We start from the raw sequence: 22,754 nt of genomic DNA on the forward strand, positions 1-22,754 counted from the left end.
ATCTTCTGATAATAGGGAACAGGATTTGTGAGATCCCTGAACAAAAAAACCACCCTCATCTAATATTAGACAAGGGTGGTCATATTTGCACCCACGATATAACCCAAAAGTATCTCTCTTGACCAATTAGTTAGAGCGATGAGAACACGATTCCTTACACTTTTTTTAAAAAAATTTTTCATATAGAAAAAACTCCTTAGAGTTCTTTAGGACGGGGTTTTTTGATACGGTTTTCTATTTCCCGAAAAAAAATTAAAAGAAAAGCGGTGATCTTGTTCGAGGAATAGCGGAAGGATAACAAAAAGCCATCTACTTGGGATGGCTTTTTGTAAATACAATTTAGTTACCTGTACCTGACTTTACTGAATAAGGTATTACCAAAATACGATATAAAGCACCGAAGTTATTATCAGAACTACATAGGCACCTATATTGAATGCAGGACCGGTTTTAAACATACTTGCTTTGGTATGGATGGCTTTGGGATCATCATCCTGAGGGTTGGTTGTAAGACTTACACCTGCAATAATCACAATGGTAAGTACCAGGGTGTAATACATTTGGTCGAGGAAAGGAAGTCCCAGGGCAGGGAATTTCAGTAAAAGCGCGATCACAATAGATGATAAAACGCCAACGATTGCTGCCTTGGTGGTTGTTTTCTTCCAGAACAGTCCCATGAGAAACACAGCTAAAATTCCCGGACTCACTATTCCGGTATACTCCTGAATGAACTGAAATACCTGGGGTACATCTTCTAGTAAAGGTGCAATTAAAACGGCAATGATCAACGCTGCCGCTGCAGAAATTCGACCGGTATTCACGGTTTGCCGATCGGTTGCATTTTTATTGAAATACGGCCGATAAATATCCATAGTAAAAATAGTAGCCACTGAATTAAGCATGGAAGCCAGCGAGGAAACAATAGCTGCAGCCAAAGCAGCAACCACCAGTCCTTTAAATCCCGGGGAAAGAAATACACTGATAAGCCATGGGTAGGCATTGTCATATTCTATGCTTCCGTCAGGGTTGGTAAATACACTTAAGACTCCGGGAATTTGAGTTGTACCTTCCGGTTGGGTGTATAATACATACACGATAATTCCGGGGATCACCACAATGAGGGGAATGATCAATTTCAGGAATGCGGCAAAAATAATTCCTTTTTGAGATTCTTTAAGAGATTTAGCAGCTAACGTTCGCTGAATGATGTATTGATTAAATCCCCAGTAATAGAGATTTGCAACCCACATCCCTCCAATCAAAACCGCAATACCCGGCAGGTTCTGAAACTCGGGGTTTGACCGATCCAGGATCATATCGAACTTATCACCTGCAACATCATAGAGATGTGCCATTCCATTGAATATCCCTCCCTCTGGTGTGATATTGTACAGGGCCGCCAATGTAGTTACCAACCCACCGATCACCAACAGAGCCACTTGAAGAACATCTGTCCAGGCCACGGCAGATAAGCCGCCATATAAAGAATAAGCGGCAGCAATCAATGCCAATCCAATTAGAGCATAAATTACCAGGCTTCCGTCACCGCTTCCCATAATGGTATCCAGTGCCTTGGCTCCCAGGAACATAACGGTCGTTAAATTCACAAACACAAATAAAGCGATCCAAAACACCGCCAATATTGTTTTGAGCGTGGTATTAAAACGATGCTCGATAAACTCCGGAATAGTGTAAAGCTTCTTCTCGATAAATATGGGCAACAGGTATTTCCCAACTATGATCAGAGTAACCGCAGCCATCCATTCGTAAGAGGCAATAGCAAGTCCTACTGCAAACCCGGAACCGGACATTCCTATTATCTGCTCAGCTGATATATTAGCGGCGATCAGGGATGCGCCAATAGCCCACCAAGGCAGCGATTTTCCCGCAAGAAAATAATCCTCGGCATTTTTTTGATGCCCTTCCTTATCCCTCGACACCCATAGGCCGATTCCAATAATTGTTATACAGTAGGCGACAAAAACAACAATATCTATTCCAGTCATAGTACTTCTTATTTAAGGGATAACCTTTATTAATTTTATTTGATCTAATAGTGCTTGATTAGTTTTCCCATCCATATTTACAGATGAGGAATCGTACCGGATTGAAATTTGATGTTCACCGGGATTCAGTGTCAGTTTAATGAGATTGGACCACCCCCAGTTAGACCATTCCCCTTCTCCTCTCTGTGGAAGAACGAGTGCCCCGGCTTTATTATCATCAACATATAGACTTCGGATGGCACAGTTGTTGTCCGTATTCCAAGGCCCCGTTCCATTTGAATATCTTACACTTAAAAGATAACTCCCGGGTTCGCTTACCGTGACCGGGATATTCAATGTTCTATTTTTATTGGTACTGATCTCGACAGCTCCCTGCCCGGAATAATTAATCAGGCTTTGGCTAGAAAAAGATTGGCTGAACGACTCCACTTCAATCGTTGACTGTTGTTCATCAGTCAGGTAAAAAACCGGTTCACTCAAAAATGATTCTATCCCGTTCTCACCCACTGCAGACACCTGGTACTGCCCATACCATTTACCTTTGATTTTAAATTTAGGTTGGACCACCTCCCGAAGATATTCTCCATTTTTATAGATCATATAAGCCATTGCATCTTGTACCGGCTGCCAGCTTAAGGTATTATTGTCTAACTGAACTCTTGGATTCGGAAGAGAAAACTTATTTTCTAAAATTTGATATTTCTCATCTCCAAAAACATCCTGCATCACAATTTGGATGGTATGCTCTCCTGAAATATTAGCTGGCAGTTTGGCTTTGTTGAGTTTTTTTTCGTCTAAATAAATTTTGGCTATTTCAGATCCAAATCCTTCTATTTCAAAATTCAGAATCGCATTTCGATAACGGAATCCCTTTATAATTTTTTTGCCGCTATATGCCTCCGGAATTGTTGGCTCTAACACCATTCCATCTGTTTCAAATTTCATCCCTAAAAACACCCTGTAAACCATCGCAAGATTACCCGCAACGCTCCATTGCTGTCTGTCAGAATTGATCTGCGTGCCTTCATAATCCCCGGTTTCTGCTACAAAATTCTCTTTGTTGGTAACAAAAAGAGCCGCGGATCTATATAAAGAAGCAAGTCCATGATTCAACGCAGCTTCATTATTTACTTTTGCTGCTGCCCAATTCCAATATGCCTGCACAAAAGGCCATACTCCATTGTTATGATAGGGAGGCACATCAGGAATTTGGGGATAGATCGTAGGAATCCCATAAGGGATAGCTGGTGAATTAGAGATAATCTGTTCAGATCTTTCTTCATCAGCTATGTCAAACAGAATGGTTAGAGATTCTCCCAGAGCTTCGAATCTTTTGGAAGGAGCCAAATAATGCCGGCCGTATAAATATTGATTATAATATCCCCTGTTCTCATTCCATAAATATTCATTCAGTGACGACTTAATACGTTCACTGTACTCCTTGTAATACTTTGACTCAGCCTCTTTACTAAGGGCCCCTGCAATTTCACTCATAACTTGAAACCCCTTATAAAACACCGCATTTGTACCTAGGTTAATGGATTGCGAAATATCGGCGTTATCCATCCATCCGGGGTAGCTTTGCTCTCTCCAATCCAAAAAAGAAGATTCCCCTTTGAACAAACCGGTAGCCTCGTCATATACGATTTCCAGATCATCCTCCAGAGAATTTTTAATAATCGGATAGATGGTCTCCAACCATTCTTGGTCGCCCGTTACCTTATAGATTTCCCAGGCAGCCAGACTCCAGACTACCCGGTCTGAGGATACCGGCCAAGCTCCACCTGATCCCGTATCTTGAATGATCCGATCCCGGTTTACCTTACGCATCAGGCTTTTCTTAGCTATTTCAGGTTCTAAAAAAGCGTACGAAAGCAACACGCTATAGCTGATATCCCTGGTCCACACACCTTCCCATTTTGCGCCGGTTCTGAATGTGCTGTCTTCTTCGATGAGCATCTGCGTTTCATCCAGCGACATATTGTATAGTGCATCTATCAAAACCTGATCTGACCGATAGGATGGATAAGAAGAAATATCGTGTTGCAGCTTCCACTCTTTGTTTTTTTCTGCTTCCGGATCATAGGGATTAAGTGTTACAGTGGTCTCGTAAATGCCATCGTTATCCTTATCATGCAGCCGGTAATCCGGGTTGTTGTGAAGGTTGTCAAAATCCCAGCTGAATGGTGCTGAACCTCCTGCTATATACACCCCTTTGAACTCGGATGCGGAAATGGTTTCTCCGGACCATGCTTCATAAAATCCTTTCTCTTCAAATTGACTGAGTACTTCACTCATATCAACCCGAACGGTAAATTTGGTGTTTTTAGGTAACGGCTGATCTATACTTTCATCTACAAAAGAATCCGGATCTTTTGCTCCAAATAAAATAACCGGCGATGTGAAAGATCCATTTTCAGGAATTATGGTTAACCGATGATCTTGACCCGGAGCTGCTTCGTTGTCCTTCCCATTAATACTGAACTTGAACGAAATGGTAGGGGGATAGTTAGTATTAGCCAAACTTCTATAGGTAGATATAATATGATTCCGGCTCTCAGCTCTTGCTACATACTCTCCCTGAACTACCTTATCCGAATAAACGGTAAATTCATCTGACTGATAAAGGACTTCTGAAACAAAAAAAGAGCTTGCTCCAATGGTGGCAATAATGGCCGCGGATATTAATTTATTCATTTGTTCAATGTGTTAGATAGATAGGTAGGTAAGTAGAGATGAAATGTACCTTGAATGAATTCGGATTAAATTGTTCCGACTATATACACTCTGGACTTTTCTTAATTGTCCCTGTCTTAGATCCTTATAAAAATCCCCAAAGTGCCATAATCTTGGCTCTTTGGGGTATGGATATCTTATTTATTTAACCAATGTCATTTTTTTGGTGAATGTTATCTCCGGGGTAATTAACCGGTAGATATACACACCACTTGCCAAACCGGAACTGTTGAAGGTTGCCATATGATTTCCGGCACTCATTCTGCGGTTTACAAGGGTTTGAACTTCGTTACCCAACACATCATAGATCGCTAACTTAACTTCTGAAGATCGGTTTAATGAGAATTCAATATTTGTAGAGGGGTTAAACGGATTTGGATAATTTTGACTCAGACTAAATTCTTTAACGGTCTCAGCCCTTTCATCAATGGAAGTGGAGGTTTGTTTTTGAATGGTTATAGTACTATCACTGAAGTCAACTGAAATGTCATATGTTCCTGTATCTGCTTCAGCTATCACCCATTTATAGTCGGTATTACCTTCAACACAGCCTTGTAAAATTTCGAACCCGGTCTCCGTAAGATCTTGCCCTTGCTCTAAAGGATGGATCCATTCGCCGGCACAGAAATCACTTGCTTGATATGTTTTCAGCTTGAATTCACCTGCACTTAGTGTTCCCGTCCAACTGAAGGCGTAAGCAGATGTGTCTGGAGTCATGGCGGTTTGATTGGCTAAATCCCAGCCACCGGGCGTTGCATCACCAACCAAGTACAAATTATCATACTGTGAATCTTCCTCAGAACCGGCTACCTGAGTAAAAGTAACCGTAGTATCATTCAGGTTTACTGTCACTTTATAGGTTGTATCTTGTGTAACATTCCATTTATAGTCAGGATTGTTTTCAGCGCATCCAGTAAGAATGACCGCCTCCGGATTATCTGTGGATTGCCCTGCTTCAACGGGATGGATCCAATCACCTTCGCACCAGGCATCAGCTCCTTTGTAGGTTGGAAATTTAATTTCTCCGGGACTTTCTTCTGATCCACTTAATCTGCCTGTCCAATGGAAAACCAATGAATCGTTTGTATCCATTTCCATAAGTACAGGATTTGCAATATCCCAACCTGCCGGGGTAGCACTTCCCATCAAGTATACACTGTCATAGTCTGCCGATAACATAGATGAGTGATCTAAAAAACTATCACTCCCTTTAAAACCAGACGCAAAAATGCCTGACGATGTGATAACCACTAAAAGCGGTAATAGTATATGTAGCTTATTTATCTTCATATCATGTTCCTCGTTATTTGATTCTATAGTTGCACCACCAACAAAGAATGTTTTAAAAAAGGATTATTCAGAAACTATTTTTAGAACTCTTACACCATGAGCAGGAATTTCTGCTTCAAAAGAATTCATCGCACCCAAATTCTCATGAGCCCACAGATCTCTAACATTTGCGGCTTCACCAAGTTCAAGTTCTTCTTGAAAATCAATACTTCTGGTTTGGGGAGAATCTTCCCGATTAAAGAGAGCTACCACCCAATCACCATTCGACATTTGCCCCTTCCATATCTGACTTGCGGCATCATTCGGATCATTTGTAAGTGGTTTACCTACAAACCCATCTTTATTCAGGGCCAACATTTCTTCGTTTTGATACAGCCAGAGGTCATTCCCAATGGTATTATACTGATCTGCAGGCGAAAGCGGTCCTCCTGCCATCAAGTGAAGTGAGATCACTGACCGTTTTTCATCATCGTTTGTCATGGTATTTAACCGAATGAAATCACCATCTAAAATGAGCTTTTCGCGCCCGGCTATGTATGACCAATAAATATATCCGTCGAAAGCGTTTGCATACTGAGACCAGTATGATCTGCGCACTCCTCTTTGAAGTTCACTGAAGCGATGCCATTCACCGGTCAAAACATCCTCATTGATCCGGATCATATGCCCGTAACGCTGTTCCATTTCAGCCTCGTTATTCAAACTTGGCATCACCAGGCTTAGAAAAATGCCGTTTTCATCACAAGCTTCGCGCATCCATTTAAGGGCTTTTTTATAGTCGGAAGTGGGACGATCCGGGCCAACATCTCCAATGTTTTTATCATATCCATCCTCAAACCATGACAGAAAATCTACGCGAAGATACTTTATTCCCATGTCGGCATAATGTTGTACATAGCCTTTTATGTATTCTTCGGCTCCCTCTTTATTCACTTGTACCCATGTAAACCATTTACTCTCTTCATCGGGGTTTACAATGTTGGCCAATGGGATATTGGTTCCTTTTATTCGGGCGCCATCATTAACGGCACTCATATTGATCCACAAAGGGTTATCATACATACCCAGGTTCATTCCGCGGCTTTGCAGCTCATTTGCCCACCAGGCGTAATCGTTCTCCCAATGGCGGGAATGGGAGGTTCGATACCCATACTGGTTGTACTGGGAAACATCGCCCCATCCATCAATAGCTACCATTTCATAGCCATAAGGTTTGAGGTTTTCCTCTACCCAATCAATATTGGCCTCAAAATCAGCCTCTGTGATATAGTTGGAAGCATCATCGGGTTGCAAGATATGATTTTCGTACACGCTCCAGTATAGCGGGGCTTTGTAAGGATTTACCGGAATAGGATCATCTCCATCGTCATCACCAGGATCTGTTGGCTCTTCAACATCATCGTCATCATCTGAATCAGCGGGTGTAGACCCGCAGGCAGTCATGATGGTAAACCCAAATAATAGAATAAATAATAGCTTTGGTAATTTGCTGATATACATCATTTCTTCATCTCTACTTTTTCAAAAACTTATTTCGCAAGTCAACATTGAAAGAATCAGGCCATTTGGCCTGACCGATCAATGTTGTTCTTTGTGGTGGTGTATTCTTTTTACTTACTGCTTTTCTATGTTGATGGTCTCATTCTCGAGGTCGATGGTAATCGAATAAGTGCCGGCTTCTTCTTCCGTCAATTCCCATTTATGGTCGGGATTAGTATCCGCACAGCCTTCAAGTATCACATATTCGGTGGATGATATGTCCGCGGATGCTTCTGTGGGATGAAGCCAATCTCCTCCGCAGAAATCGTTTTCTTCATAGGCTTTAAACTTGAACTCGCCGGCCTTCAACTCCCCTGACCAAGAAAAAATATTGGGATTATTTTGGTTTGCCGTAAGCGGAGTTTGCTGATCCAAAGACCAGCCACCGGGTGCAGCACTTCCAATTATATAAAGGTTCTCAAAAATCACTTCAACCGGTTCCTGAAACTGTATTACCAGAAAAAATGAGAGGATTGAAGAGTTTCCGGATGCATCTTCCACACTTAGATTTGCAACATATGGGGTGTTGTTTTGCAGAGCGCTGATATCCACAAAATCCAATACTTGCGTGCCTTCAATTTCCTGACTTATGCTAATTAAAGAACCTGATTCCGAACCAATCTCTATGCTGTATGAGGAGAGTTGGGTTTCGTCAAAGAATTCTACTTCGAGTAGGGTTCCGGAATCGTCATATTCGATGTAAAGCGTATCGTTTTCTGCAACATTATTCACTCGGACAACAGGTGCATTTTTGTCTTCCTGCAATCCCGTTGGGGCTTCTTCCGAACAGGAAATACTTCCAGCTATCAAAGCCAGAAGCATCATCGTCCACACATGTTTTTTTAATAATCTCATATTCTTTCTGCTATAGTTAATGCTCTTCATTCAATGACAGCCTTAGTATTTGTCATTTTGGTCTAAGTTTGGATTCAGATCGCGATCTGTCTGAGGAATTGGCAACAAAATGTGCTTCGTTTTATCAAAGCTTGTTTTTCCTCTTTCAAAGAAATAATCCTCTGCATAATCAGGCCCGGCTCTCATCAGGTCAAACCACCATTTACCTTCAAAAGCGAACTCCATTCTTCTTTCATGAAATATCTGGGTTCTCATATCTTGCTGATTGAGCCCGGTTACATCTCCCAGTCCTGCTCGATCTCGTACCTCATTAATGTATTCTTCGGCATCCTGAGGCCGCCCTTGTTCATTAATGGCCTCGGCAAGTACAAGCAAAACATCTGCATATCTTATCACGGGCATATTCAAATCACTGTCGGTGGCTGATACAGATTCACTGCCCCGCACCCATTTTTTGATATTGTATCCTGTAGAGGAATAATCCGGGTTGTAGGTAAAACCGCCATAGGTATCTCCATCTTCCCAAACCGTGACTGATTTTCTGTCGTCATTGGGTTCATATGCATCTACAAATTCCTGTGTTACATGCCCCCAACCATATCCTCCTCCGGGGCTGAGTCCGCTTCCCCTCGGATTCGTAAACTCGGTAGCCCAGGAACCCTGATGTGGTTTTGAAAACGGATCATACCCTGCACCACTGCTGAATTGTACCTCAAAAATCGATTCCTGATCATTTTCATTGAAGGGCTCAAAGTTTTGCCAATAATTTGGGTTTAGGTCATATCCCATGGTCGTAACATCCCTTGCCATCTTCTCAGCCTGCTCATAATCTCCTATTCTTAAGTACACTTTGGCAAGTAGCGCAATTGCTGCTCCACGTGTGGCACGGCCAACCTCATTAAATTGTCCGCCTCCGTAGTTAGGAGGAAGCACTTCCGCAGCATCCGTAAGATCTGAAATGATCAGCTCATAGGTTTTTTCCACACTGGAGCGTTCTACCAAGAGATCATCAGAAGCCGGTTCCGTTATGATGGGAAGCCCCCCAAATAGCCGCACCCCATTAAAGTAATATAAGGCTCGCAAGAATTTGGCTTCCGCAATAATTCTCTCTTTTAAGTCTGCATCCAAATTGGTCATCTCCCCAACCCGTGCCATCACAAAATTAGCTTTTGAGACTCCCGGCCATATTCCTCTCCAAAGATCTTCCACTCCCGGATTATCCGGTTCAATAATAAAGGAGGACATCTGTTTGGTTTCCAGGCCGTCATCGCCACCACCGGCACCTACTTCGGCATTTGCAGCTAAAATATCCAGTGTCCAATACCGAAAATTGTATTGATTTGGCCACTGCAAGGTCTGATATGCTCCATTTAACGCTGCGATAGCATCACTTGGAGTTTGGAAAAAATTCTCACTGTTTATGGTGTTTGTAGGAGTGGTATCTAAAATCGCATCCCCACACCCCCAGATACATACAGTCAAAAATAGTACAGTAATTACTTGCTTCAATTTCATGATAATATCCTTTTTAGAGTCCTACTTTTATTCCAAGAGTGATGATTCGGCTTGGAGGATAGACACTGTTGTCGATGCCATCCGCTCCTACCTCAGGGTCAAAACCGGAGTAATTCGTGAACGTGTAAAGGTTTTGTGCCGATGCATACACTCTCAGCAACCTGAGATTCACTTTATCCATAAGATTTTGGGGAAGGCTATATCCTAACACCATGTTCTTTATTCTGAGGTAAGAGCCGTCTTCAACATACCGGTCCGAAACCCGCTGATTGTTATTTGGATCCGTGGTAGTTGCCCTTGGCACTGTTGTGCTCGTGCCTTCACCCCTCCATCGGTCTAACGTACTACTTAGCTGATTTTGAGCCGTTGCCATAGACTCACTAAATACTCTGTTGGCATTAAAGATCTCTCCTCCATAACTACCCTGGAGAAAGATGCTTAGATCCCAGTTTCTATAGTTAAATGAATTGGAAAAGCCGTAATAAAAGTCAGGATTTGGGTTGCCAATAAAAGCCCGGTCCTCTACATCTATCACCCCATCTCCGTTGAGATCTTTATAGCGAATATCGCCCGGCGCCGTATAATTTGAACCCACTGCAGAACCTCGTAAACCATCCGGATTCTGATTTTGAGAAGCATGATCATAAACTTCATCCCAATTCTGGAAGATGCCATCGGTTACATATCCGTAGAAAGAGCCAATGGGTTTGCCAACCTCGTATCGGGAAGCATATTTGTTGAATGTCAGCTGTCCTGCAAGTATAGGATCATCTCCATTTGGACCGCTCAGTCGCAGAATCTCATTGTCATTGACCGATAGGTTCAGGCTCGAATTCCAAAGCAGATCGCCAAACTGCTTGTTTGTATTGATACTGAACTCGATACCTTTATTTCTAACAGCACCCACATTCAGTATGGGACGTTGTGCATCAAAAAATCCTGACGTAATTGGGATAGGAGATTGCAAAAGCATGTCTTCTGTATCCCGAATATAATACTCAACCGTAAAGTCTACGGAGCCATCAAAAAGAATAAGATCCAATCCAAGGCTTGATTGTATTACTTTCTCCCAGCGCAGATCATCGTTAGGCAGATTTTGAGGAATGACGGCAGGAACCGTAGAGTTTCCATAGGTATATCGATAGGTAGGATCCAACAATGAAATATATCCAAAAGCCGGAATAGCTTCCTGATTTCCGGTAATTCCATAACCGGCTCTGATCTTTATATCATCTACCATGGCTATTTCCGGCATGAACTCTTCCTGCGAAATACGCCACGCTACCGAACCTGAAGGGAAAAGCCCAAACCGATTATTTTGGCCAAACCTTGACGAGCCATCATAACGAGCGGTAGCCGTTAGAAGATATTTGGATCGATAATCATAATTCACCCTTCCCATGTAAGACAGAAGACCAAATTCCGACGTGGACCCAAAGACATCTTCATTACTTTGGATGTTATCAAGCTGATTGGCCACATCACTTACAAGCTCCAGTCCTGATGCTCCTATAAACCGGTTATTTGATTTCTGAATGCTCATTCCTCCAAGTACTGTAACGCTGTGATCCTTAAAATCCTGATCGTAGGTTACCGTGTTATCCCATAGCCAATCAATTCTGTTGTAAGAAGACTCGTAAACTCCTGAATTTGGATTTTCTTTCACACCCCAATCATACTTTGGCGACCAGGACCGAGCCAGCTCGTATGAAATATCAACGCCGAATTCTGATCGCAGTGTTACTCCTGATACAGGCTCAAGAGCAACAAATAAATTGTTCAGCAACCGGTGTTTATCTTCCCGGGCTTCATTGATGGTAGAAATTCCAACCGGATTTAGTTCATCTCCGGAAAACTCCGCAATTCCTGTTGGCCCCGAAAAATCACCATTTCTACGAACGGGTTGATTAGGCAGTGAATTCATCGCCATTCTTACGAGACCGCCTCCCCCTTCATTCTGAAACTCCGCAAGACTGTACGTGAAATTATTTCCAATTGAGAAGTATTCGCTCACATCCGAATCCAGGTTTATTCTGAACGATTTTCTCTCAAAACCTGAATTAATGATTACTCCGTCTTGAGAAATCACACCGCCACTTACTAAATACCTAAGCTTGTCGGTACCGCCACTCACAGAGGCTGTTATATTTTGGATAGGCGCAACCCGAAAAATCTCGTTCAACCAGTCAGCTGAATCTGCCACGGAAGCCGGATTTGAAAAAGCCGGGTTCAATACATTTTCACCTCCATTAATGCGGGCTTCATTGTTAAGCCGTGCATACTGAGCTGCACTTAATACGTTAATGGGATCGGCTATTTGCTGATATCCGGAATAGGCATTTATATCGACCTGGGCTTTGCCAGCCGTGCCCTTCTTAGTCGTTATCATAACTACGCCATTTGCACCGCGGGCCCCATAGATGGCTGTAGCCGAAGCATCCTTTAAGACATCTACTGAGGCAATGTCTTCTACATTTATAGAGCTCAATCCTCCATTTATAGGGAATCCATCAACCACAAAAAGAGGCTGACTGTTATTAATGGTTCCAATACCTCTTATTCGAACTACTACCCCTGCCCCGGGTTTTCCTGATGAAGGCACTACTTGCACTCCCGACAACCGGCCTTGCAGGGCCTGATCAACACTCAGATAAGAATTATCTTCAATGTCTTGGTCTGAAATACTTCCCACCGACCCCGTTAAATCCTTTTTGGTTTGAGTACCATAGCCAACAACCACCACTTCATCGCCTTGCAACACCTCGGGCATCAAAGCTACGTTTAGCGTTGTGCGGCCACCAATGGGAACCTCCTTCGGCTCAAACCCAAGAAATGAGAATTGCAGTGTATCTGAGAGTGAGGGCACCGTTAATTCGAAGGCACCTTGAGCATCGGTAGAAGTACCTCTTGAGCTCCCTTTGATCAGAATACTTACTCCCGGTAACGTTTCGCCGGTGGCAGCATCTGTAACTTGCCCCTTTACAGTTTCGACTCTCGCAAAGTTATCACGAGGTGTATGCGGCAATTTGACCAGGAAATTTCTATTCCCTAACCGTTCATATTCCAAACCGGTTAGTTCGGTGATCTTCTGCAATAAAGATTGAAAATCGTCGCTGTTTTCAAACAAGTTTTTATCCACTTTTAAGTCGTTGGTTAAGTGACTTTCATAGATAAAAGTAACATCAAACCTCTTTTCTATCTTTTTTAAGAGTTCATCAACACTCATCTCTGCTTGGGCGCGATCCTGATAAGAGATGAGTCCATTTTCTTGTGCAGCGATGGTGTGTTGATTCAAGATCAGTCCCAATACGATGATCACAAAAGTTTTTATTCCGGCTTTATCCATTCCTGCTCCAAAAATTTGATTCATTATCATTTGTTGATCGAATTGCCCAAATACACTGTGCTGTCTTTTACCGTAATGGGCCTGTCCAGTAGTTTTTGCAATGCATTTACAAAAACAGAAAGATTATTGTTAGGCAATGAACCTGTTACAATGATCTTATCATAGTCAGACTCCTCAATCCTAAAGTCTACTTTATAGATATGCCCCAGCCTTTCAGCTACATCAGAAAGCGGAGCCTGTTGAAACACCAGTTTATTATCGATCCAGGATGTATAGATCTCAGGCTCCACAGCTTTGGTCTTAATGGAAGTCCCCTTTACTGAAAACCGACTCATTTCGCCCGGATTCATCAGGTATTCGTCAATGACTTCCTCACTTTCTGAGACCAAGGCCAGCCGCACTTTTCCTTCTTTCAGATAAACCTCTGTGTCTGAATCGTAGGCATTCACATTAAATTGGGTTCCAAGAACGGTTACTTTACCATTTGGAACATTTACAGTAAACGTCCTTTCCTGCCCTTCCGGATTATTTGTGATATCGAAATAGGCTTCTCCCCTAAGTGTAACCTCAATATTGCTGCCGGCTGATTTGGTTGGGTAGGTGAGCTGAGAGTTCGCATTTAGGGTGATCTTTGATCCATCAGAAAGGCTTAGGATCTTCTTCTCACCATTCTCAGTTGATGTAACCGTGAATTCATTAACTACGGTTTGAGATGCCTGATCATTTAAGCTTTCGAGATCTACAGTACGGTATACCAAAAAGCTCATCACCAGAACCAAGAATACTGCGGCCACTTTGGTGAAAGCACCCCAAAAATCACTTTTCGAAAGTTTGCCCAAGTAAAGTAGCCTTCTTGAATCTTTTTCAATGGAGGTGTTTAAGCGTTTTAGCTCGGCTCCAAGCTCGGGCCTCTTAACTTTTCGGAATTTTAGATCTTTAACGATAAGCCGAAGGCTCTCGGCAAGTTCTTGTCTTTGCTCGTTTTTCTGAACCCATAGTTCCCATCGTTGCTGCTCCTTGGCAGAAGCGCTTCCTTCGATCCATCTTAAAAAGGAATCGTCCTGAAGCAGCTGGTCTAATTCTGATTGGGTATTTGCCATAATATTTAAATAATCTGTTTCTACGCTGTTAAAGAATATTTTACTTTGCTTTTATACCTATATAGAGACAGCAAAACCGAAGTAGTACTTACATTTTCCCAAAATTTTTAAGAATCAGATATCATTATCATTCTATCTATTTCTTAAGTAGCTATTTGAATACAGAAATTCTGTTTTATACAGCTTTTTGTGAACGCAATTTTTTAACTGCATACATCCCTCCGGCTGCAGCTAAAATACCAAGACCACCATCTATTGGTGCCTGACTTGGCGCTTGAGGCAATCCGGGTTGTGCCATTAAATATTCAGGGATTAATAAGGCTATTGCCAGTAGTACTGTAAAAATGATTATAAATGAGTATTTCATGACTTCTCTTCCTTATTTTATAATTGTAAGTTTTTTAGTAATGATTTTAGAACCAGCTTCTAAACGATAGACATATAAGCCGGATGACAACCCGTTAGCATTAAAATTCACTTTATGGCTGCCCAATGATCTATACCCATTCACTAATAGAGCCACTTCTTGTCCAAGTAGATTATAAACAGCAAGTTTTATATTCATTGCTTTTGGAAGGGCATATTCTATTTGTGTTGAAGGATTAAAAGGGTTTGGATAGTTTTGCTCCAACACGAAGCCTGAAGGGATTTCCCTCAACTCATTAATACCTGTTGCCTGCTTAGCCACATAGTTCAGCCAAAACCTAACTTTTTCTTTTTTGGATTTTAAAGTTACAGCCAAAGAACCTGGTTCATTTTGTACCAAAGGCGAAACTGTTTTTTCTGATACAGCAGATAATTCAAATTCATAGTCAAATTCATTATTGATTAGTATATGAACCCCTTGAACTTCATCCTTCAAATAGATCTTGAATCCATCGGAAACTTCAAAATGTTCTGCTTTCAGCTTGAACCTTCCACTTTCTGTTGTCTTTATATATAAAGGCACTTTGTAATTTTCCTGCCCTAAAGGAAGGTTTGCAATGTCAAAGATTTCACCAGATTTTTGAACTCCAAGCTGAGCATAATTTTGATTCAAAGATTTAAGTTCTAAGGCATCACCCTGCACTTTATCTTGATGTGATCCTGATTCTGAAAACTGGATCCATGCCGAATTTCTAACTCCTTCGCCTTCTAAAACTAATTTAGCATTTGCAATGGGGTTTTTAATTTTTCCATAAAATATCCCCCCCGAAGATTTAGACTGCTCATTGAAAGTAATTTCCTGAGAACCTACTGTTGAAGCATTCTGCACAAAAAAGCCCTGAAATGGCTTGATTAATCCATCCGTTAAATCACCGGTTGTGCCATTCCAGCTCTTCCAACTTCCGGATGTATTTGGGTCGGTTCCTGCATCTCCGCTTCCATCATTGTTATCCCACACGTAAGCAACATTGGTAAGCTGATTTTTAGTGGTTTCATCAAAGTCGATTGTTGATGCAAACGGATTGCCAACTAAGGTCCAGCCATCCGCATTTGAATTCAGTGTAGGGGACACATTTGTTGCATTTTCTACACCAGAAACTGATAAAGTTTTAGGATATGCATCAACTGAGCCATCATAATTATCATCAGAATAGACAAAAGCCAAAATGCCGTTACCTGCTGTAACATTCGTATTCTCTAAATCCGTTATCCCATTCCAGTTTTCTTCTGACATGCCAGAGGAAGCTTTATTCCAACTAAAAGTATTTGGAGACCCATTGGTTACATCGGCACCAGTAGCACCTTGAGTCCATAAAGGCTCCATCAGATCACTTATAGAAGTTTCCGTGGGAGCTGATATCAGTCGATACCCTTCACTTCCATATAATTTTACCGAAGCTTCTGAAGAACTAATTTTCAGATTATTGTAGTAAATAGTTTGCTCTGAAGCACTCCCTGCTTGAAAAGTATAAAGCTGAAAGCTACTTACTTGCCCTGAATAGGTTCCTGAGTCAGTATCTGAGACTCCACCACTTCTGATGATGGTCCAGTTTCCCCCTGACTCGCTGGTTTGTTCGAGTTTGATAGTAAAGATGGTATCATCTGAATAAGTATTTCCAATGCTTCCGTTACCTGTGTCAGCATCTTTTACCACATAATCGTCACCAGACCCCTGGTTGCCTACCTCAAATACAAAAATGGAAGAAGCATCATCCGTGCCCCTTATCCTTATACCTTTATAACCTGCTCGCCAATTTACATCTATGTCTATCGAAAAAGTTTGACCCACCTTCAGATCATCTGCCAAATATCTGAAAACGTCAATATAATTTCCGGTATCATTAACATCACTAAGCCAGAATGAATCTCCATTTACATCTATGGTTGTTGCTCCACCATTATTAGCAGAAGAACCAATACCTGTATTTCCAGAAGCATTTCCACCAAAGACCCAGCCCCCAAAACCATAACCTTTTTCATCTGTATCTGACCAAGAATTATTGTAGCTCGATGCATTATCACTACCTATAGAAAACTGAGCATTTATATTTTGCCCCCCAAATATCAGCAATATCAGAGTTGCTAATCCAACTATACCTTTATTTTTCATTTTATCCCATTCTAATTAACATTCCAGCTGTAAGCACTTCAAATGATGCAAGCGCTTCCAAGCCAATTTGTTAATAAGAGAAGGTCAAAAGAGCAGAGTACTCAAATTTTTCAACTTAATTCCATATAAAAATTTTCAACCTTAACGAACTACGTGGAAATCTGCTTGATTAGTGAGATCAAAAACATCATATCTGCAGAGGACTTAACTATCACCCGCAAGCTTTTAATCGCTCTTGACAGGTTATTTTTCACGCTCTGATAATTGATATCCATGACTTCCGCAATCTCTGCATTCGATAATCCATGGTAATATCTGAGATAGATGGTCTCTTTTTGTTTGGCATTAAGCCGGTTTAGGACCCGGAGTATTTCTTTTTTCTTGCTTTCATCTTCCCCTTCTTCAATTTCAAGCTGATTTAAGGTGAAGTCTTTCTCAAATAGATTTTCAACAAAGGTTAAGTTTCTTTTATATCGGTTTCTCTCTTTTTCTAAGCTCCTTAACACAATCCGCCGAACTGAAACCAAAAGATATGCATTCACCGAAGTGGCTTTATTTATACGATCTTTCGTTCTCCATAACTCCAGAAACAACTCCTGAATCGAATCTTTGACAAGGTCTTCATCCGGAACAATTTTATATGCATAAGCAAATAATTCATCATAGAATCTTCGAAAAAGAAGATCTAATGCCTTTCTTTCACCATTTCTCAGGCGTTCCCATAAATTGTCTACATCTTTACCTGATGGGTCTTTTGAGTTACTCAGTGTCACTGTTTAAGAATTGATTCCGGAGCTCACCTGTCAAGGTATATAATAAAAAGAAAATTAAATCCGTGAATTTGCAATAGCTTTTTAAAATGCCATCCCCCCAATATTCCCCACTAACTACATGAATTGTTTTAACAAAGAATAGTTGAAATGACCATTTGGAATTTTTCCTTTTGAAGAAACGGCGAATCAATCTTAACTGAAACTGCCTGACAACCTTACCTGATTTCCGGCTTTCACTCCGCTTGTGGAACCGGCTCTTTTCCTTCACTCATATGCTGCATCAGATAATCATGGGCGCTGAGTTTGGAGCTTCCTTTTTCTTTTTGAGCACGCTCATAAGTCCCATCCGGCTGCAACAGCCAGCGTTGCTTATTGTCGTTGAAGTAGATGTTAAGCACAAACTGCAGATATTTTTTCAGCTTTTCGTTTTCGATTGGAGTGATGGCTTCCACGCGCGCATCCAGGTTGCGGTGCATCCAATCGGCTGAGCCGATGAAGTATTTATGCTCGCCTTTGTGATTGAAATAATAAACGCGGGAATGTTCCAGGTAGCGCCCGATGATGGAATGAACCCGGATGTTTTCACTCATTCCTTCTACGCCCGGAATCAGACGACATACTCCTCGAACGATCAAATCAATTTTAACACCAACTTTAGACGCCTCATATAATTTTTGGATGGTCAGGGGATCTTCCAGACTGTTCATTTTAGCAATGATGCGGGCCGGGCGATCATTCTTGGCTTCATTGATCTCAAATTCAATAAGCTCATTCATTTGTCTCCGCAGATGTTTGGGAGCTACCAATAACTTCTCAAACGTTTGATCGGGGGCATAGCCGGTAAGCAAATTGAAAATATCTGTTACATCTGAAGTGATGCCTTCATCGCAGGTGAACAGCGCAAGATCTTCATAAAGCTGTGCCGTATCCGGATGATAATTACCGGTTCCGATATGGCAATACGTTCGTAATCCATCTTCTTCCTCACGGACCACCATCGTCATTTTGGTGTGAATTTTGAGTCCCGGAATTCCATAAGCCACATGCACGCCATAATTTTCCAGCTTCTGCGCCCAGTTGATATTACGCTCCTCATCAAATCGTGCTTTGATCTCCACCAACACCGCAACCTGTTTTCCTTCCTCAGCAGCCTGCATCAGTGAATGCATAAGCGGCGAATCTTTAGACGTTCGGTACAAAGTCTGTTTGATAGCGAGCACTTTAGGATCCTGAGCCGCTTCTTCCACAAAACGCTGTGTAGAAAGTTCAAAGCTGTGATACGGATGATGTACCATAAAATCGCCCCGACGGATCACCTCAAAAAAACTGGGAATCTCATCTTCGGGGTTGTGTCTTAATGCCGGATGAAGCACCGGATTCCATGGCCGTTCTTTCAACCGGTTAAATCCCGCAAGCCTTGCGATCTCCATCACATCTACCAACCCTATAGTCCCCTGCATTTCATAGACATCGTGCCAATCGATATTCAAGTGGCTGATGATGTATTTTTTCAGATGCCTGGGCATTTTTGCATCGATCTCCAACCGTACGATCTCTGCAAACTTTCGCTCTCTAAGCTCATCTTCGATGGTTTCCAAAAGATCTTCAGCCTCTTCTTCATGCCGGTCTACTGAAGCATTTCGGGTGACCCGGAACATGTGCGCCGACAACACTTTCATCCCCGGAAAAAAGACACTCATTTTCTCACGGATGATATCTTCGATCGGAACCAATGTAACCTGATTGCCCTTCCGGTGAACCTGAACGAAGCGATCACGGTTAGCGGGAATTTTGAGTCGTGCAAACAGCTTCTCCCTGGTTCTTGGATTTTGAAGCTCGATCGCAAAAGATAAACTCTTATTGGAAATGAATGGAAACGGGTGCGATTCATCCACTGCCAGCGGAGTAATAATTGGATATACTTGCTTTTGAAAGTACCGGTCACAAACCCCTTGCTGATATTCATCAAGATCCTTGTAGGATTTTATATGGATTCCTTTTTTAGCAAGCTTAGGAAGTAAGTCATCAAAAAAGCAACTCCGGTACGACTCGATCATTTGCTGCACTTCCTTGCGTACGGCAGAAAGCTGATCGGAGGGCGTCATCCCATCCACCGAAAGTTCCTTTACCCCTGAAAGAGCCTGCCGTTTTAGTCCGCCAACTCTCTTTTGAAAAAATTCATCTAAATTGGAACAAACGATCGCCAAAAACTTGATGCGCTCCAGCAGTTTGTTGCTCTCACTTTGGGCTTCCGCAAGTACACGTTCATTGAATTTCAGCCAGCTCAGCTCATAATTGAAGAAATATTCTTCCCCGAAGATTTTCAAATCACTGAAGCGCAGATCTTTATGCAAACCCTTTCGTTTCAGGATCTCATTCTTTTTGGGATTGATCATATTCTTGCTAATCTTCGCATCCTCAATGGAAGGATCGAAGGTCATTTCATCTGGCGAAAGAGACGATTTCTTCATAGAAAAGCTTACGATTTAGGTACGCATTTAGCCTTTAAACTAACTATAATTCTGTTAACTTAGCGTTAACAAACCTTATTATATCCCAACGTGAATAATCCGCTTTTAAATCCCGAAGAGAAAGAAGATGCGTTCGAGCAAACAGTACGCCCCGGCTCGCTTCAGGAGTTTATTGGACAGCAAAAAGCCATCGACAATCTCTCCGTTTTCATCAAAGCGGCTAAGCAGCGGGGTGAAGCACTCGATCACGTGATCCTTTCCGGTCCTCCCGGATTGGGAAAAACCACGCTTTCTTACATTATTGCGAATGAAATGGGCGTGAAAATTCGCCCCACTACCGGACCGGTTCTCGAAAAGCCCGGCGATTTAGCGGGAATGCTCACCAACCTGGAAGAAGGCGATGTGCTTTTTATTGATGAGATCCATCGGCTCAACCCGGTGATTGAAGAATATTTGTATTCAGCCATGGAAGATTATAAGCTGGATATCGTGATCGACTCAGGGCCCAATGCGAGGAGTATTCAGATCGAGTTGAATCACTTTACACTGGTCGGAGCCACCACCCGAAAGGGCTTGTTGACGGCTCCGCTGAGAGCTCGTTTTGGCATCGACATGCGGCTGGATTATTATGATGTAGAACTGCTGCAACGCATCGCCCTTCGAACTGCAGATATTATGGGGATGGGAATCACCGATGCCGGCGCTCATGAGATTGCGAGAAGAAGTCGTGGCACGCCAAGAATCGTGAACAAACTCCTCCGCCGCACCCGCGATTTTGCCCAGGTCGAAAATATGGACACCATCGACGATCAGATCGCCGACAAAGCCCTGAATGCTTTAGACGTAGATCAAAATGGCCTCGATGAAATGGATATTCGCATCCTGAAAGCCATCATCGAAAATTACAGTGGCGGTCCGGTTGGGTTGAGCACATTAGGCGTTGCCGTGGGCGAAGACAAAGGAACCATCGAGGAAGTGTATGAGCCGTTCCTGATCAAAGAGGGCTTTATGCAGCGCACGCCCAAAGGACGAATTTGCACGAAAAAAGCCTACCAGTATCTGGGAATTGATTCAGGAAAAATGGAACGGGATTTATTTAGTTAAAAAGTCTCGTAAAAAGAACCTTCGAGCGTGCGTAGCTCCTCGCAGCGTTCGGCTTACAAGGCAAGAACCCATAACGCTCGAAACCCGAATTTTCGGGAGTACGCTATGGGGTTATTCCATTTCAACCAGTCCTCTCGTTGAGTAGTTCTGATGCTCAACACCAACCCGAGTCTACGCCTCAAACTGTTACCAAATCGAATAAATATCCCGTACAATCTTTCACTCTTTTTCTCCTCAATTCTTATTAAATTTATCGCCATAGCGAGATGGAATGCATCTCGCTTTTATTTTTCCTAACCGAAAGTACCTTATACATATCAAGATATTATTTACATGAAAAATCTCTTTACCTCTGAATCTGTTTCCGAAGGACATCCGGATAAAGTTGCCGATCAAATTTCAGATGCTATTTTAGACTCCCTCCTCAAAGAAGATCCCAATTCCCGCGTTGCGGTAGAAACTATGGTGACCACGGGTTTGGCTATTGTTTCCGGAGAAGTAACCACCGACGGTTACATCGAAGTGCAGGATATTGTCCGCGAAACCATCAAAGATATTGGCTATACCAAAGCCTCGTATCGGTTCGATTCAGAAAGTTGCGGGGTGCTTTCCACCATTCACAGCCAAAGCGAGGATATAGCCCAAGGGGTTGATCGTGACGGCGCCGGTGATCAGGGAATGATGTTTGGCTATGCCACCAAAGAGACACCGGAATTCATGCCGATGCCACTTCAGTATTCTCATAATTTACTGAGAGAACTTGCCCGCATCCGAAAGCAAACCAACTTAATGCCATATTTAGGCCCGGACAGTAAAAGTCAGGTGACCATAGAATATGACGAAAATAAGCAGCCAAAAAGAATTCATACCATTGTGCTTTCAACCCAGCATGATGCCGATGTCGATCAGCCCCAAATTGAATCAGATCTTAAAAAGATTCTGTTTCCACAAATTATCCCCGCAGAATTACTCGATGAGGAAACGATCTACCATGTGAATCCAACAGGAAAATTTGTTATCGGTGGTCCCCATAGTGATACCGGGCTTACGGGGCGGAAGATCATCGTAGATACATATGGAGGCTTCGGAGCCCATGGAGGCGGTGCTTTTTCCGGGAAAGATCCTTCCAAAGTAGATAGAAGTGCGGCGTATGCCTCTCGCCATATTGCTAAAAATATTGTAGCGGCAGATCTGGCTGATGAGTGCCTGGTACAGCTTGCCTATGCCATTGGAGTTGCCGAACCGGTTTCCATCAACGTGAATACCTATGGAACCGGAAAAATGAATGATACAGAATTGGCAGATAAGGTCGCCAAAACTTTTGATTGCACGCCAAAAGGAATTATTGAAAGGTTTAATCTTAAGACTCCGATCTACAAGAAAACTGCTGCTTACGGCCATTTTGGCCGCGAGGAATTCCCCTGGGAGAAGCTGGATTATGTGAATAAACTGAGCTAAAGAATATTGAATATTGAACAAGGGA

The 22,754-nt window shown here is 42.4% G+C and carries 14 protein-coding genes; 2 read left to right on the plus strand and 12 right to left on the minus strand.

What is annotated here, in order from left to right; genetic code table 11:
• Positions 1 to 374: 374 nt before the first annotated feature.
• From B151_RS0111625 to ppk1, 12 genes are all read right to left on the minus strand, one after another.
• A complete protein-coding gene (locus B151_RS0111625; protein WP_020403808.1) occupies positions 375 to 2,006 on the minus strand; it encodes a sodium/sugar symporter in 1,632 nt (543 codons plus the stop codon).
• A 12-nt stretch (positions 2,007 to 2,018) separates the two neighbouring features.
• Positions 2,019 to 4,703, minus strand: coding sequence for an MGH1-like glycoside hydrolase domain-containing protein (locus B151_RS0111630; protein ID WP_020403809.1), 2,685 nt, complete (start codon positions 4,701 to 4,703; stop codon positions 2,019 to 2,021).
• Positions 4,704 to 4,883: 180 nt separating this feature from the next.
• Positions 4,884 to 6,032 carry a T9SS type A sorting domain-containing protein gene (locus B151_RS0111635; RefSeq protein ID WP_083909909.1) on the minus strand — a complete coding sequence of 383 codons (1,149 nt, stop codon included), beginning with the start codon at positions 6,030 to 6,032 and terminating at the stop codon, positions 4,884 to 4,886.
• 63 nt (positions 6,033 to 6,095) lie between these two features.
• Positions 6,096 to 7,535, minus strand: a complete 1,440-nt coding sequence (locus B151_RS0111640; protein WP_026166634.1) for an alpha-galactosidase — start codon at positions 7,533 to 7,535, stop codon at positions 6,096 to 6,098.
• A 111-nt stretch (positions 7,536 to 7,646) separates the two neighbouring features.
• Complete coding sequence (locus B151_RS0111645; protein WP_169332212.1) at positions 7,647 to 8,426, minus strand: SusF/SusE family carbohydrate-binding protein; 780 nt, start codon at positions 8,424 to 8,426, stop codon at positions 7,647 to 7,649.
• A gap of 42 nt (positions 8,427 to 8,468) precedes the next feature.
• The gene (locus B151_RS0111650) at positions 8,469 to 9,941 is read right to left on the minus strand and encodes a RagB/SusD family nutrient uptake outer membrane protein (RefSeq protein WP_020403813.1); all 1,473 of its coding nucleotides are present in this window, start codon (positions 9,939 to 9,941) and stop codon (positions 8,469 to 8,471) included.
• A 13-nt stretch (positions 9,942 to 9,954) separates the two neighbouring features.
• Positions 9,955 to 13,311 carry a SusC/RagA family TonB-linked outer membrane protein gene (locus tag B151_RS18610; protein ID WP_051069746.1) on the minus strand — a complete coding sequence of 1,119 codons (3,357 nt, stop codon included), beginning with the start codon at positions 13,309 to 13,311 and terminating at the stop codon, positions 9,955 to 9,957.
• Positions 13,312 to 13,313: 2 nt separating this feature from the next.
• Positions 13,314 to 14,387 (minus strand): FecR family protein, encoded by a 1,074-nt coding sequence (locus tag B151_RS0111660; RefSeq protein ID WP_020403815.1) that lies wholly within the window; start codon positions 14,385 to 14,387, stop codon positions 13,314 to 13,316.
• A 175-nt stretch (positions 14,388 to 14,562) separates the two neighbouring features.
• A complete protein-coding gene (locus B151_RS0111665) occupies positions 14,563 to 14,754 on the minus strand; it encodes a PID-CTERM protein-sorting domain-containing protein (protein WP_020403816.1) in 192 nt (63 codons plus the stop codon).
• Positions 14,755 to 14,766: 12 nt separating this feature from the next.
• Positions 14,767 to 16,923 (minus strand): T9SS type A sorting domain-containing protein, encoded by a 2,157-nt coding sequence (locus tag B151_RS19605; protein WP_020403817.1) that lies wholly within the window; start codon positions 16,921 to 16,923, stop codon positions 14,767 to 14,769.
• Between the two features lie 149 nt (positions 16,924 to 17,072).
• Positions 17,073 to 17,696 carry an RNA polymerase sigma factor gene (locus B151_RS18620; protein ID WP_020403818.1) on the minus strand — a complete coding sequence of 208 codons (624 nt, stop codon included), beginning with the start codon at positions 17,694 to 17,696 and terminating at the stop codon, positions 17,073 to 17,075.
• 233 nt (positions 17,697 to 17,929) lie between these two features.
• Positions 17,930 to 20,167 carry a polyphosphate kinase 1 gene (gene ppk1, locus B151_RS0111680; protein WP_157470959.1) on the minus strand — a complete coding sequence of 746 codons (2,238 nt, stop codon included), beginning with the start codon at positions 20,165 to 20,167 and terminating at the stop codon, positions 17,930 to 17,932.
• A gap of 90 nt (positions 20,168 to 20,257) precedes the next feature.
• On the opposite strand from ppk1, the gene ruvB reads away from it, so the two are divergent.
• Positions 20,258 to 21,271, plus strand: coding sequence for a Holliday junction branch migration DNA helicase RuvB (gene ruvB, locus B151_RS0111685; RefSeq protein WP_020403820.1), 1,014 nt, complete (start codon positions 20,258 to 20,260; stop codon positions 21,269 to 21,271).
• A 333-nt stretch (positions 21,272 to 21,604) separates the two neighbouring features.
• Entirely contained in the window at positions 21,605 to 22,729 is a 1,125-nt protein-coding gene (metK, locus tag B151_RS0111690) for a methionine adenosyltransferase (RefSeq protein ID WP_020403822.1), read from the plus strand.
• The last annotated feature ends 25 nt before the right edge of the window (positions 22,730 to 22,754 follow it).

The organism is Gracilimonas tropica DSM 19535, from assembly GCF_000375425.1.
Lineage (GTDB): Bacteria > Bacteroidota > Rhodothermia > Balneolales > Balneolaceae > Gracilimonas > Gracilimonas tropica.